Annotated in this window: 10 protein-coding genes; 9 read left to right on the top strand and 1 reads right to left on the bottom strand. The window is 34.8% G+C overall.

From position 1 onward, the window contains the following. Window positions 1-36 precede the first annotated feature (36 nt). The 8 genes from AC2A1D_RS07965 to AC2A1D_RS07930 all read left to right on the top strand — a co-directional run bounded on the left by AC2A1D_RS07965 (window position 37) and on the right by AC2A1D_RS07930 (window position 9696). Window positions 37-579: a YMGG-like glycine zipper-containing protein gene (locus AC2A1D_RS07965; protein WP_484043102.1), complete on the top strand. Its 543-nt coding sequence runs from the start codon at window positions 37-39 to the stop codon at window positions 577-579. A 73-nt stretch (window positions 580-652) separates the two neighbouring features. Next, window positions 653-2290, top strand: a complete 1638-nt coding sequence (locus AC2A1D_RS07960) for an LIC_10190 family membrane protein (protein ID WP_484043101.1) — start codon at window positions 653-655, stop codon at window positions 2288-2290. Window positions 2291-2411: 121 nt separating this feature from the next. After that, a complete protein-coding gene (gene aroC / locus AC2A1D_RS07955) occupies window positions 2412-3482 on the top strand; it encodes a chorismate synthase (protein WP_484043100.1) in 1071 nt (356 codons plus the stop codon). An 11-nt stretch (window positions 3483-3493) separates the two neighbouring features. Next, window positions 3494-4057, top strand: coding sequence for a thioredoxin family protein (locus AC2A1D_RS07950; RefSeq protein WP_484043099.1), 564 nt, complete (start codon window positions 3494-3496; stop codon window positions 4055-4057). Window positions 4058-4066: 9 nt separating this feature from the next. After that, window positions 4067-4606, top strand: coding sequence for a TlpA family protein disulfide reductase (locus tag AC2A1D_RS07945; RefSeq protein WP_484043098.1), 540 nt, complete (start codon window positions 4067-4069; stop codon window positions 4604-4606). Between the two features lie 149 nt (window positions 4607-4755). Beyond that, entirely contained in the window at window positions 4756-5100 is a 345-nt protein-coding gene (locus AC2A1D_RS07940) for a YkvA family protein (protein WP_484043097.1), read from the top strand. Window positions 5101-5241: 141 nt separating this feature from the next. Then, window positions 5242-6606 carry an orotidine-5'-phosphate decarboxylase gene (gene pyrF, locus AC2A1D_RS07935; RefSeq protein WP_484043096.1) on the top strand — a complete coding sequence of 455 codons (1365 nt, stop codon included), beginning with the start codon at window positions 5242-5244 and terminating at the stop codon, window positions 6604-6606. Window positions 6607-6876: 270 nt separating this feature from the next. After that, entirely contained in the window at window positions 6877-9696 is a 2820-nt protein-coding gene (locus AC2A1D_RS07930) for an aminopeptidase (RefSeq protein WP_484043095.1), read from the top strand. Between the two features lie 200 nt (window positions 9697-9896). Here AC2A1D_RS07930 and AC2A1D_RS07925 read toward each other — a convergent pair whose 3' ends face one another. Beyond that, window positions 9897-11588, bottom strand: a complete 1692-nt coding sequence (locus tag AC2A1D_RS07925; RefSeq protein WP_484043094.1) for a T9SS type A sorting domain-containing protein — start codon at window positions 11586-11588, stop codon at window positions 9897-9899. A gap of 187 nt (window positions 11589-11775) precedes the next feature. Between AC2A1D_RS07925 and AC2A1D_RS07920 the strand changes: the two genes are divergently transcribed. Continuing rightward, entirely contained in the window at window positions 11776-14997 is a 3222-nt protein-coding gene (locus AC2A1D_RS07920) for a hypothetical protein (protein WP_484043093.1), read from the top strand. Window positions 14998-15029: the final 32 nt, after the last annotated feature.

Below are 15029 nucleotides of genomic sequence, written 5' to 3'. Positions count from 1 at the left end.
TGAAATTAAGCAGGTATAAACAATAAAATTAGAGTTATGAAACAGATTATAATAACAGGTTTGTTATCGGTATTTATGTTCACAGCCTGTAAAAAAGATGATAAAATTGCTGAACAGACTTTGGAGCAACAAAAACTGGAGTTTCAAGCTCGTCAATTAGAAATTGAGAAGCAAAAACTGGCGATAGAAAAAGAGAGGATAGCTTATGAAGCTCAAAAGAGAGAAGACAGCATCGCAGAAGTTGCCGAAACAAAAACAGCAGCCGCAGTTGCAGCTAAGCCGCAAGTTATAAGAGAAACTCGTACCGTTTATAGAGATACACCGTCTAATTCCGGTTCATCCGGAAGTGTGGCAAATAACAGTGGGGCTTCCCAAGGTACTACAACACAAAAACAAGGGATGAGTAAAGCCGCCAAAGGCACGATTATTGGTACAGTTGGTGGAGCAGCAGCAGGAGCTATCATCAACAAAAGAAACAGAGGTCTTGGTGCTGTAATTGGTGGTGTTGTAGGTGGTGCAACAGGTTACACCATCGGTAGAGCCGGAGACAGAAAAGACGGCAGAGTTCCGAGCAACTAAATATAGAAACCAACCAAACACTTTTATATATTTTTTTAACTTAAGATTGCTTATTTTTAAGCAATCTTTTTTTATGTTATTACTTCTTGTATCAACACTTTTTATTGTACCTGCTTTATTGGGATGGGGATTTCTGACTGAAAAAATTCTCAAAATAAATATTTGCGATGGTCTTGCAGGAAAATTACTTGGTGGAGTTTTCACACTAAGTATTCTTTTTACTTGCATAGCTTTTTTGGGTGGAATTTCTATTTATGCAGAAACTTTTGCTTTAGCAACAGGGATATTTTTTTTCAGTAAAGAGAAAATGTATAAGAATCTTTGGACATTTTTAAAAAATTCGGGGCTCGCTTTTTACTCGGCAACTTTTTTTATACTTTTTACGGCAAGCTTCGCTCCTTTTATTTTAGATTATTTCGGATATTATAAACCCACCATTCAATGGATTTCGGAATACGGCTTGGTTAAAGGAATTTCTAACCTTGACCTTACTTTAGGACAAATGTCGGTTTGGCACATTTTTCAAGCTGGATTTTCTGGGTTTTCTGATACTTCTTTGCGCATCAATGCAATTTTATTGATTGTCTATTTAATTTACATTTTAGAAAACAAAGCTTGGTTTCACTTACTTTTTATTCCGGCGATGCTGTTTTTTGTACAATCTCCAAGTCCGGATTTGCCGGCGTATATTTTTTCGCTCATCATCATTCAAGAAATTTTAGCTAAAAAACAGATTCAAAACGGATTATTTGCATTCAGTATTTTTGCATTTACTATCAAAATGACGGTTATTTGGTTGCCGATTTTTACATTTTTACTTTTAATTGATCAGAAAAAATTATCGTTAAAAAGTTTTCTTTTGGGAGCTTTTGTTTTGATTTTCTTTATGTTTAAAAATATCTGGGTTTTTGGGTATCCTATTTTTCCTTTGACGATTTTTGATTTTAATTTTCCTTGGAAACCCAATTCTGAAATGATGAAAATGAGCTCAGAATATGCTGTTTTGAAAACTTATGACGCGCAATATTCTTTGCAACAAATTCGAAATTTTACGACATTAGAAAAGCTTCAGCATTGGTTTTTTCTTCCGGGAATCAAATCTGTTTTTAATATCGGTCTTGTTATTTTTCTTTTTTTATATGGAATTTTTGCTTGGTTTAAAAAAGAGAAATTACATTACCTGTTATGGATTTCATTGTTTTTAAAATCAATTTTAGTGATTTCTTTTTCAGCACAATACAGATTTTTCCTTGAAGTTTTCCCTGTGATTATCATTGCTGTATTTTTTACTTTTAATTTTAAGAAGACAGCATCTTTATTTTTTTATGGTGGAAGTCTGGTCGCGATTTTATTTTTGAGTAATCCTGAAATTTTAAAGATCTGTGTTCCAAGTTTTAGATTAGGAAATACGATGAGAAAGTTTGAATTTTCACAACTTTACAAACCATTAAATTACAAATATCAATCTTATAATCGTTTTAAAATAGGAAATTTAAAGGTGAATGTTTCAAAAAAATATCCTTTTAATTTCGACACTCCTTTACCTGCGGTTTCAGAAAGTTTTATGTTTGATTATCAAAGATTAGGAATTTTCCCTCAATTAAAAGATTCAAAAAACATAAAAAAAGGATTCATCTGGAAAATACTAAATAAACAAGAAAAAACTGAATTAAATTCAGCAATAAAGACGATTCAAAACAATTACAAATAAATTTCGATACAAAGTTACGGCTCTTCCGGAGCCGCCTCAACAAATCAAAACTATTAATAAAATTCAGCCAAATAATCATAAAAACATAATCGGTTACAATTAAATTAGGTAATTTTGTGCTATGTTTAACAGTTTAGGGAATCTTCTCAATCTTACATCATTCGGAGAGAGTCATGGTGCGGCTTACGGCGGTATCATCAACAATTTTCCGGCGGGTGTAGAGATTGATACAGAAAAAATACAGCTCGAACTTGACCGCAGAAAACCAGGTCAGTCTTCTATCGTCACTCAAAGAAAAGAAAGTGACACCGTGAAATTTCTTTCCGGAATTTTTGAAGGAAAATCTACCGGGACTCCAATTGGTTTTATCGTAGAAAATGAAAATCAGAAATCGAAAGATTATGACCATTTGGCGAAATCGTACAGACCAAGCCACGCCGATTTTACGTATGACCAAAAATTTGGTTTCAGAGATTATCGTGGCGGTGGGAAATCTTCGGCGAGAGAAACCATCAATTGGGTGGTTGCTGGAGCTTTGGCGAAACAACTTGTACCTCAGTTTGAAATTAACGCCTACGTTTCTTCGGTGGGAGAAATTTTCTGTGAAAAACCCTATCAAGCTTTAGACTTTTCTAAAACCGAAAGCAACGATGTTCGTTGTCCCGATGCGGAAACTGCCGAAAAAATGATTGAAAAAATCAAGGAAATCAAAAAAGAAGGCAACACCATTGGCGGAACAATTACTTGTGTGATTAAAAATGTTCCCGCAGGAATTGGCGAACCTGTTTTCTCTAAACTACAGGCAGAATTGGCTAAAGCAATGCTCAACATCAACGCTTGTAAAGGTTTTGAATACGGTAGCGGATTTTGTGGTGCAAAAATGACAGGCAAAGAGCACAACGACCTTTTTAAAGAAGATTTTACGACGAAATCTAACCTTTCAGGCGGAATTCAAGGTGGAATTTCTAATGGAATGGATATTTATTTCAGAGTTGCTTTCAAACCGATTGCAACGATTTTAAGACCGCAAGAAAGTGTAGACAAAAACGGAGAAAAAGTAATTGTAGAAGGAAAAGGAAGACACGATCCTTGTGTTTTACCAAGAGCTGTACCTGTTGTAGAAGCTTTGGCGGCTTTTGTACTTGCCGACCTTTACCTTATTAATAAAACAAGAAACGTAGATAATTTTTAATATAAAAAGTAATGAAAGATTACTGGGACAATGCCATTTCTTTTGAAGAATATGTGCAAATCGGAAGACAAAGACTAGAAAATCCTTCCAACGAACAAGAAAAAGAATACAAACAGTATTACGAATTGGGGCTTCAGCGCATCGATAGAACTTTAAAAAAATTCGTTGCAGATGAAGAACAGCTTCAATTATTAGCTTCGAAAAACTTCACAGGAAAAATTTTAATTATCTCAGAAGTTTGGTGTGGCGATGCAAGTTCTACAGTTCCGGCTTTGGTGAAATTTTTTGAAGGTAAAAACGATGTGAAAATCTTTTTAAGAGATAGCGACAAAAGCTTAATCAACCAGTTTCTAACCAACGGAACAGAGTCTATCCCGAAAGTTTTAATTTTAAATGAAGACTACACGCTCAAAAATTCTTGGGGACCAAGACCAAAATTCGGGCACGAACTTTTATTAAAATTCAAAGCAGACCCAGAAGCATATCCAAGAGAAGAGTTTTACAACGACCTTCAGATTTATTATGCTAAAAACAGAGGAAAAGACGCAGTGCAAGAAATTGTTGAATTACTGTAAAATTTAAACATGAAAAAAAACTTCGTTTACATTATCGTTCTCGCTATTGTTGCGGCAATTTTCTTAATTCCTGGGTTGAAAGATAAAGTTCAGGAAACATTGTTCCCAGTTGCAACGATTGAAAAAGCAGTGCACATTGCTCCAGAAGATTACGATGTACAACTTAAAGGAATCAATACAGCGAGTACGAATTTGAAAAACTTTAAAAACAAACCTTTGTTTCTTAATTTTTGGGGAACTTGGTGCGCTCCGTGTAGAAAAGAATGGCCTTCGATACAAAAATTATATGACGGTAGAAAAAACCAGGTAGATTTTGTACTGATTGCAATGGAAGACAAGGAAGAAGACGTAAGAAAATTTTTGAAAGAAAACAATTACACCGTTCCCGTGTATATTGCAGAAAGCCCAATTTCTGAAAAGATTCTTCCAAGAGTTTTTCCTACAACGTTTCTTTTAGATAAAACAGGAAGAATCATTATTAAAGAAGATGCAACTAAAGATTGGAATTCTGAAAGCGTTCATCAATTTATAGATAATATCATTAAATAATTTTAGTATTTCTTTAACTAAAAAAAGAATCTAACTTTCAAATAATGTGTATTTTAGATGCCGAAAATTTTCTTAACAAATATTTATAAGTTACTGGTACAGAATTTGTGAATATTAAAAAAGTTAGAAAATAAATTAACAAACACAAAATGAAATATTCAAAACTTAATCTTGCAAAAGAAGCTATTCGTCACAAAGGATTTATAAAAAAAATCCCAGATATTTTCAGAATGATAAAATTTTGGAGAAAGGGAATTTATCCAATGCGTTCCATCGACATTATTTTACCTGCTTTAGGAATTTTATATGTCGTGTCTCCTCTAGATTTAATTCCGGATTTTGTATTTCCTGTGATTGGTGTAATGGATGATTTTGCGATTTTATCTCTTGCGATTCCAAAACTTATTAAAGAAGTAGACAAATTTCTTCTTTGGGAAGCCGAACAACAGTTGGGTAAAGAAACCAAAACAATCGACGCAGAAATCGTTAAATAAAATTAAAAACATCTTTCGAGATGTTTTTTTTGTTTTTAAAAGGTAGGAAAACCTTAAAAAAATCATTTCCTGCTCAAAATTTACGATTGATATTAGAGTTTAATCGCAAATCCTTAAATTTGCACCATCTAATAAAAAATAATGGAAAGTAAAAAAGAATTCTTTTTAGAGTGCTACAAGCTGGGAATTATCAAATTTGGAAGATTTACTTTAAAAAGCGGCATCGAAAGCCCTTTTTATGTAGATTTAAGACCATTGGCTTCAGACCCGAAAATCCTTAAAAACCTTGCAAATTACCTTTTGGAAATGCTTCCTTTAGATAATTTCGACCTTATTTGTGGCGTACCTTACGCTGCACTTCCGATGGCTACAGCAATGTCTCTAGAAAGCTACATTCCGTTAATTATCAAAAGAAAAGAAGCTAAAAGCTACGGAACTAAAAAATTAATTGAAGGAATTTACGAAAAAGGACAAAACTGTCTTTTAGTAGAAGACGTTATTACCTCTGGAAAATCTCTAATCGAAACCATCACTGAAGTAGAAAATGAAGATTTGAAAGTTGCCGACATCGTGGTTGTTTTAGACAGAGAACAAGGCGGAAAACAGCTTCTAGAAAGTAAAGGTTTCAAAGTTCATACTTTATTCAACATTTCTGAGGTTTGCGAAATTCTTCAAGAAGAAGGACAACTGAGTGATGAAGAAGTAAAGAGAATTCAAGACTTTTTACAAGGAAACGTTGTTCAGTTTGAAGAAAAAACAAGGCTTTCTTACGAGCAAAAACTAGAAACTTCACAACATTCTGTGGCTAAAAAACTTCTGGAAACTGCCATCGCAAAAGAATCTAACCTTATTGCTTCTGCGGATGTTACTACAACCGATGAGCTTTTGGCTCTTGCAGAAAAAGTTGGTCCAAATATTATCGCTTTAAAAACTCACATCGATATTATTTCTGATTTCGATTACGAAAAAACAATCGTTCCATTGAAAGCTTTGGCTGAAAAGCATAAATTCCTCTTAATGGAAGATAGAAAATTTGCAGATATCGGAAACACGCAAGAATTACAGTTCACAAGCGGAGTTTTTAAAATTACAGATTGGGCAGATTTTGTAACATCACAAGTTATTGGCGGTTACGAATCTTTAGATTGTTTTAAAAATGTAGGCGTTGTTGCGATTGTAGGAATGTCTTCAAAAGGTGCTTTAACGACGAGTGCATATCGTGAAGAAGCTTTGAAAGTTGCGAATTCTCATCCAAATGTAATTGGTGGCGTTTCTCAAAACCAATTGCCGGAAGAAATGCTTCTTTTCACTCCAGGAGTAAATCTTGCTGATTCTGGCGACGGAAAAGGACAACAGTACAACACACCAGAACACGTTTTCAAAACACTTCACACCGATTTCATTATCGTAGGAAGAGGCATTTACAAATCTGAAAATCCAGAAAACGCGGCTCTTACCTATAAAAATGAAGGTTGGAAAGCATACCAAGCTTCGTTAAAGAAATAATTTTTACAAAATATAAAGTTCCGAAAGAACGAAATAAATAGCACAGGGTAAAGCCCTGTGTTTTTTATTTGAAGCAAAAACTAGCCCTGAAAGGGCGACATCAATAATGATTCACTATTTCTTTCTATTTAAATCGCCATAGAAGCTTTATGTAAAATTACTAATCACTCCGGAAACGAACATTAATTCTGATGTTTTTTTAGAATATACTCGCAAGAAGCATCAAAATTTTATAGAAAATAAATTATATTTGATACTTTATCGGAGATTTTGAAAAAATATAGTGTAGCCATTTTTTTGTTTTTAGGGTTTGTGCATCTTTCTGCGCAAAAAGACAGTATTTCTATTGATGCCAAATTGTCTTCGGACCGTAAAATTCTAGAAGTAGAACAAAGAATTGTCTATCACAATCAGACTGAAAAAAGTCTTGAAAACATAAAACTCCTCAATTGGATTGGAGCGTACAAAAACCGAAAAACACCTTTGGTTTACAGAAAACTTGAAGACAGAAATAGCGACCTTCATTTTGCCAAAGCTAAAGATCTTGGGAAACTTTTAGAACTAAGCATAGATCAAAACAATCATTCTTTAGTGATTGAAAAAAAAGATCAGGAAAACCTGTTCGTTCCGCTTCAAAAACCGCTTCAAAAGGGAGAATCTGTGGTTTTAGTTTTAAAATATAAACTTCAGCTTCCTGATAAAAAATTCACTGGTTACGGAACTTCTGCAAACAATACCTCGCTAAAATATTTCTTCATTGTTCCCGATCATTTCGACCCCGAAAATTCGCACAACAGAAACTTTTTAGATATTGAAGAATCTGTAAACTACAATACTTTTTGGAAATTTAATCTACAACTTCCGGCAAAATTTTTAGCACAAGGAAATCTAGAAAAAACCAACGAAAATACTTTTGAAGGATATTTAGATTCTGATCCCGAATTTATTATTTCGCAAGAAAAATTTCCTGTATTAAAGGTAAATTCCGCGACTTTTACTACCGAAATAAAATTAGGCTACAATGTAAGCGAACAAGAGAAGCAAAACCTTGAGTTTTTCCTTCCTTTACAATTGAAATTTATTGAAGACCGAATCGGAAGTATTCCGGAGCATCTTTTTATCTCAGAAAAATTCAGAGCGAAGGAGGATTTCTTCGGAAATAATGATATTAACTTTCTGAATTACAACCTAAAACTTTTTTCTGATGCCGAAAAAGTAGATCAAGATTATTTCGGAATTATTTCAAAGAAAATTTTAGACGAAAAAGTAATTGCCGATAAACAAAACCATCACTGGTTTAAAAACGGACTGAAATCTTACCTCGAAATACAATATTTAAAAAAATTCTACAAAGACAAAAAACTTCTTGGCAATCTTCCTGAAACTAAAATTTTAGGCGTAAAACCTTTGAAATTATTTTATGCGTCGCGTGTGAAACTTCTCGACCGTTACGGTTTGGGCTATCAATACATTATGGCGCAAAATCTGGATCAGAAAATCAGTACTCCTTTTTCAGATTTGAGTAATTTTAATGATATGGCGATTTCTAATTTTGAAACAGGAAGCCTTTTTAATTACACTGCCGATAAAATGGGCGAATCTCAGTTTAACAGTTTAGTAAAAAACTACATCGCTGAAAACACAGACCAACCTATTCATCCCGAAGATTTTCTGGAAAAAATTGCAGAGCAAGACCCTTCTGCAGAATATTTAACGAATTTTATTCAACATAAAAACAGGGACAATTTTAAGCTTAAAAACTTCAGAACCAAAAATACAGATTCGGTTGATGTTCGCATTATAAAAAACTCCAGCGAAGCGATTCCAGCAAAATTAGAAACTGAAACCAAAGAAGGTTTTAAAAAATCGTATTGGGTAGAAACCGAGAAAAATCAAAAACTGAAAACGTTTGAAGTTCCTGCGGAAGATTTGTATAAAATAACCCTCAACAATGGATATATTTTCCCAGAACCGAGCTACAGAGACAATTATTTGTACACAAAAGGTCTTTTTTCGAATGCAAAAAAAATCAGGTTTAAACTGATAAAAGATATTCCAAACCCGGAATACAACGAAATATACTTGAACCCGAGAATTAAATTCAGCAACGCGTATGATAAATTTTTGTTTGGGATGAATTTCCGAAACGAATCTCTCATCAACCAAAAACTGTCTTATTCTTTAACGCCGTATTACAGCAGCGGAACGGGGCAAATGGTAGGTTCTGGAGCAATTTCTTACTCTTTTTTACCGGCTGAAAGTTTTATCCGAGCGTTAACTTTGGGCGTTTCTGCTTCGCATTTCCACTATGATTATCAATTGGCGTACAGCAGAACTTCGGCTTCAATGGGAATTAGTTTTATGAAAGACCCCCGAAGTACGGTGAGCAGAGGCTTATCTCTCTCTTACAATTATTACGAAAGAGATTTGAGCGCAAAAATGATTGCCAACAGAGATTATTCTAAATATAATCTTTGGAGTGTGGGATATGGCTACACCGACAATCAGAAGATTCACGAGAAAAGCATGAGCATCAGTACGCAAGGCATGGAAGATTTCAACAAAATTACGGCGGAAGCTGTCTACCGTTGGGAATTTGCGCCAAAACAAAAGCTTAGTTTAAGACTTTTCGGAGGGTATTTTGTAAGAAACGAAACGCGAAACAACACCTTCAACTACGGAATTTCCCGAGTTTCAGATTATTCTTTCTCTTATAATTTGTTGGGACAAAGTGCAACAAGCGGACTCCTTTCTCAGCAATATGTTTTGGCTGATGGTGGTTTTAAATCATTCATCCCAGGTTCTGTAAACCAATGGATTACTTCTTTCAATCTCGATACGAGCGTTTGGAAAATCCTTCATGTGTACGCAGATGCGGGAGTGTATAAAAATAAAGGCAGAGATCCGCATTTCATTTGGGACAGTGGCGTAAAAGTACGTGTAATACCCGATTTCCTTGAAATTTACCTTCCTGTACAATCGAGTTTAGGGTTTGAACCTGCTTTTAAAGATTACGGAAAAAGAATTCGTTATACTTTAATTCTAAACTTAGGCACAATTATTAACGCCGCTCGTAGAGGTTGGTATTAAAAAGCCCTGCAACACGCTTTCCCGACTACAGGAAAGCTTCTCGCACCCCTGAAACATACTTTCGGGAAAATTCGACACAGCCTTGCAACCCTGCGATGAACTTTCGGGGAAAATGACAGAATCTCCTACTGTTTTCACTTGAAACAAAAAAAACAGCTGCATTTCTGCAACTGTTTCCCGTATATATTTAAGCTAAAAAATTAGTCTTTAAGAATCTTTTGTGAAACCGGTTGGTTGTTTACCATACCTGTTACGATGTAGTTTCCTTTTGCTAATTCAGCAACATTTAAAGTAGCACCGTTCTTCACAGAACCTGTTTTTACAACAGCTCCAGAAAGTGTATAGATTTTAATATCTTTTACATCTGATCCGAAAGTAATTTCGTCGTTTTTAACTAATGTATTTTTGATAAATAAGTTGTTTGACTTCTTAACATCTGAAACGGCAAGAACAACATTATTTACATTAATCATAAGCTCATCCATCTGAATGGTTGGGGTTAAATTAGCAGCATCTTGTCTAATCATAAACCCTCCAATATTGGTATAAGCTGTAGTAGGAGTAACACCAATTGTTTCAGTAGTTGGAGTAACCTGGTTCTCAAATAATGACAATCTGTTTGTTGCAAAATTATAACTCAAAGTAAGGTACTGTACACTTCCTACATTATATAGATTAGATGACCAAGTATCTGGCGCTGATCCCGCCCCTAAACCAAATTGATACTGAGTTCCATTTTTACGAATCCATACTCTAGCATTTGTGCTTCCTGCTGTATCACTTGTAAATAATGCAAAATAGGTATTATCTAAATCTGTTGTTACATTTGAATAATCAGTAGCAGAAAAAATGAATGAAGCATTTACTGTTCCTGAAGTAGTAGAAGTAAATGGTGTTTGAGATTCTGCACCCGCTCCTGCGAAGCTAATAGAATTTCCTGTAGAAGTTACCCCAGGGTAAGTAAGATTCCCTGCAACAACTGTAATATTATCTCCCGAATTCTGAATATTCCATTTCTGTTGATCGTTTAATGAAGCTCCTGCTGTATAATTGAAATTTTCTGAGTAAGGTAATGTATTTACTGGCTTACAACCTCCTACTGGAGCTGCCACTGCAATTGAAAAATTACAAGAACCTCCTGTAATAGTTACTGTGTTTGCCGTTCCTTCTGGTGTACCCGTGATAATGATATTACCACTTGCTGTAGTGCTTGGATTATCTCCCCCTACTGTTCCTGTAGTTGCAGCAACAGTATATGTAGATGTTCCTCCTCCTGTAAAAGGAATTGTAATTGTGTAGTTATCAATCCCTAATGTACTCGCAGCACAAGCTGTTAAAGGTGCTCCTGGAGATAAAGCGCATGCAGAATTTACGTATACAATTTTCACGTCGTCAACTCTCATCTGAGCTGTAGCAGGCTGAGTAAATCTCAATGATAAAGTTGAAGAAACTGCTAATTGACCTGTGATAGTAACTAAATTCCAAGAAGTGTTTGTATTTTGAGTAAATGATATTGGAGTCCAAGTAGTTCCGTTTGTACTTTGTTCAACAGTCATCTGTGTAGCTACAGAATTGGTACTATATCCAAAAGATAAAGTTAATCCAGAAGACATGTAAGATGAAGTATTAATACCACTGATAATAAAATCTTTAACACCAGTAGATGTTAAAAATACATTACCTCCACCTGAAGCACCTGTATACCCTGAAGAAGCAGAACTAGTTCTAACATCTCCAGAACCGCTATAAGCAATAGGAGTCGAGTTTTGCCATCCAGTATAATTTGTTATTAAAGTAGTAGAGCTCGGCGTGCCCATACTTTCAGAATAAACCGTCTGAGAAAATACAATACTCGCTACAAGCATCATACAGACTGTAAAAATTTTCTTCATAACCTAATTTTTTAATAATTAATAATTTACAGTACAAAATTAATGCTATTATTTCGGAATACACAATAAAGAGATTAATTTTTTGTTAATAGTACTAAAACCGATTCTTAGCAAATTTTTAGCTATTTTTACAACTTATTTTTAAAAGGGGTTGCGGAGTTTTTATTTCACTTTTCTGTTGTTTATTATGGGATTATTCATGGGTAATGCTCAGATATTCACATGGAAAAATCCAAACATCCCCCAAGATTCTATTAAATCTGATAGTGCACGTTCTGCCAAAAAAGACAGCATTATTTACACTCGTCTCAGCCGAGATTTGTTTACAAAAGACACCATGGATTTTGTGAAGACAAAAAACAGAATCATTATAGACGAAGCTGTTCTCGCAAAAAATGATAAACAAAGGTTTCTTGGTGAGCTTAATTCTAAAGGTTCCATTATTCGTGGGATTACTTTCGGGAACAACCAAGGGCAATCGGTACAATCTTCCATGGATTTACAAATTTCTGGTAGACTGTCTAAAGATGTGACAATTCTTGCGAGTATTTCAGACCACAACCTGCCTATTCAAGCAGATGGTTACACTCAAACCTTGGAAGAGTTTGACAAGATCTACATGCAGCTTAACATCAAAGACAAATCAATTCTTAGAGCGGGGCATTTGGATTTAGTAGATTCTAAAAACTATTTCTCCAAATACCAACGAAGAAGCATGGGAATTCAGTTTCAGACTGAATTTGGAAAGGAAAATAAAACCTTTACTGATATTTCCATGGGGGTTGCACGAAGTGAATTCCACAGAATTCGTTTTCAAGGGGTGGAAGGAAACCAAGGTCCTTATCGTTTAACCGGGAAAAATGGAGAGCAATTTATTACCCTAATTTCCGGTTCAGAACAGGTTTATATTGACGGGATTTTGATGAAACGTGGTGAAAACCAAGATTACGTCATCAATTATAATACGGGAGAAGTTACTTTCACCAGTTTTAGACCTATTTTCCAGCAGAATTTCATCACGATTTCGTATAACTATACCAACAGAAACTATTCCCGCTATCTTTTCACAGGTAAAGTGGAACACAAACGCGAAAAAATGCGCATCGGACTGAATTGGTTCATGGAAAACGACAACAAAAACGCTCCATTAGCTTTAAATTTATCCAAAGAAGACGAGAAAATTTTATCAGATGCCGGAAACGATACTAATTTGATGTATGCTCCTTCTGCTGTGGAAACCGCTTATGATGTAAACAAAATTTTGTACCGTTTGGTACAAGATCCTTCCGGAGATTATTACCAGTTTTCTACAGATGCCACACAAACTTTGTACACGCTTTCTTTCACCTATTTCGGAGCCAATCTGGGTGATTATAAAGTAACGCAAACCACCAATAACGGTCGTGTTTTCGAGTATGTAGGTCCGAATATGGGAGATTATAAAGCAGTGAGAAAATTGCCGTCTCCTGAAAAATCGCAAGTTTACACCGTAAACTCAGAATTTCAGTTGAAAGATGGAAAAATTGGAGCCGATTTTTCTTTAAGCAATTACGACATCAATTTGTTTTCATCTAAAGATTCAGATAAAAATCTAGGGTATGCAGGAAGAATTTTCGGTACTAAAACTTTCGGCAAAAAAAACTGGAAGAGTACGCCAAGCTTCGAGTATCAATACATCGATAAACAATTCCGCATCTTAGATCGTATTAATGATGTAGAATTCTCGCGTGATTTCAACTTAGCGAAAGAATTTAGCAACAAAACTCAAAATCGTTTTATTTTCAACTTCAATAATAAATGGAATAACAAATCTACCTTAAATTACAGAGTAAATTATTTAGATGAAAGACATTCTTATCAAGGGGTGAAAAATGATCTAGATTTTAGCTGGATTGAGAAAAAATTTCTCACCAAAGGTAATTTCTCTTATCTGAATACAAATGCTATTCAGCAAGATACAAAGTTTATACGTGGAGGAGCTTCTACAGAATACACAGGTAAAAAAGGAAGCTGGACTGTGGGTGGAAGTATGGAGCACAACGAAAAATACTACAACGAAACTCAATTAATGGATGTAACCAGTTTCAGCTGGAGAGAAATTTTCGTACAGAAAAAAGTAGGGGACAGTGTAAGAACAAGACTTTTAACAAAAGCTTACATTAGAGACAACGATTCGGTGCGTGATAATAGCTTACAGAATATGAACCGTATTTTAGGCTTCATGGCAGAAAGTCAGCTTATTAAAACAGAGAAAACTACCTTAACGGCACTACTCCATTATCGAAAATTTTTCTATCAGTCGGATCTTGCTGATATGAGCCGAAATAATGATTTTGTAGTTGGAAACATCCTTTACAATCAACAGCTTTTTAGAAACGGAGCTCGATTACAAGCTTTTTACGAACTGGGAAATGGGCAAGAAGCACAGAGAGAATTTCAGTACATCAAAGTAACAGACGGACAGGGAGTTTATAAATGGACCGATTATAACGGAGACGGCGTACAGCAGCTCGACGAATTTGAAATTGCAGAATATTCAGATTTGGCACAATACATACGTGTTTACACCAATTCTGTGCGGTATCTACCATCCAATAAAAACAAATTACAGCTTGCTATTTTTGTAAATCCTTCGATTATTTTTAACTCTGAAAATAAATTTTTAAAGCGTTGGAACTTCAATGTTTCATTAAATTCTCAAAACTCTTTCTACAAAAAAGATAAGGTTTTGGTATTGAATCCTTTTGAAAAAAGCGACGATCAAATTTTAAAAAACCAAAATATTTTAACCTCGGTACAATTTAATCCTACAGAAAAATCTGGCTGGAACGGAAACTACAGATTTATCTCCAACAACAATTTGCTTAATGCCAACTTCAGCAACGAAGAAAGACAGCAAAAATCTCATTTTGTGAACGTAGGATATTGGTTTAACAAAGAATTCAGGATAGACTGGGAAAACTCTATTCACGAAATCCAAAATTCGTCACAACTTTTTGCTACAAGAGATTATACTTTAAATAATCTTGAAACCAAGCCAAAAGCTACCTATAAATTTACAGATTCTGTGCAGGCAGAATTTTCTTCTGCTTACCGCGAGAAAAAACGTACAGACGGAGAAGAACTTCTAAAAGCTTTCGATATTACCGGAACAGTACAATGGGAAAGAAGAAAAACATCCATTAGAGCCAACTTTTCATTCATCAACAACGATTTTAGCGGGAATAGCTTTAGTATTGTCGGAAACCAAATGCTCGATGGTTTAAAGCCCGGAAAAAACCAAGTCTGGAGCGTTTTTATTCAACAAGCATTAAATTCTTTCCTACAATTAAACCTAAATTATGAAGGTAGAAATTCTGGGGAAAGAACCATTCACATAGGAAGTATGCAAGTAAAAGCGAGCTTCTAAAAACGCCTTCCTTCTAAACTTTTTCTTATTAC

It is taken from the genome of Chryseobacterium sp. HNCC26DJ239 (assembly GCF_057180445.1).
The sequence above is the reverse complement of the archived record's forward strand: the minus strand, read 5'-3'. Positions and strand labels throughout refer to the sequence as shown.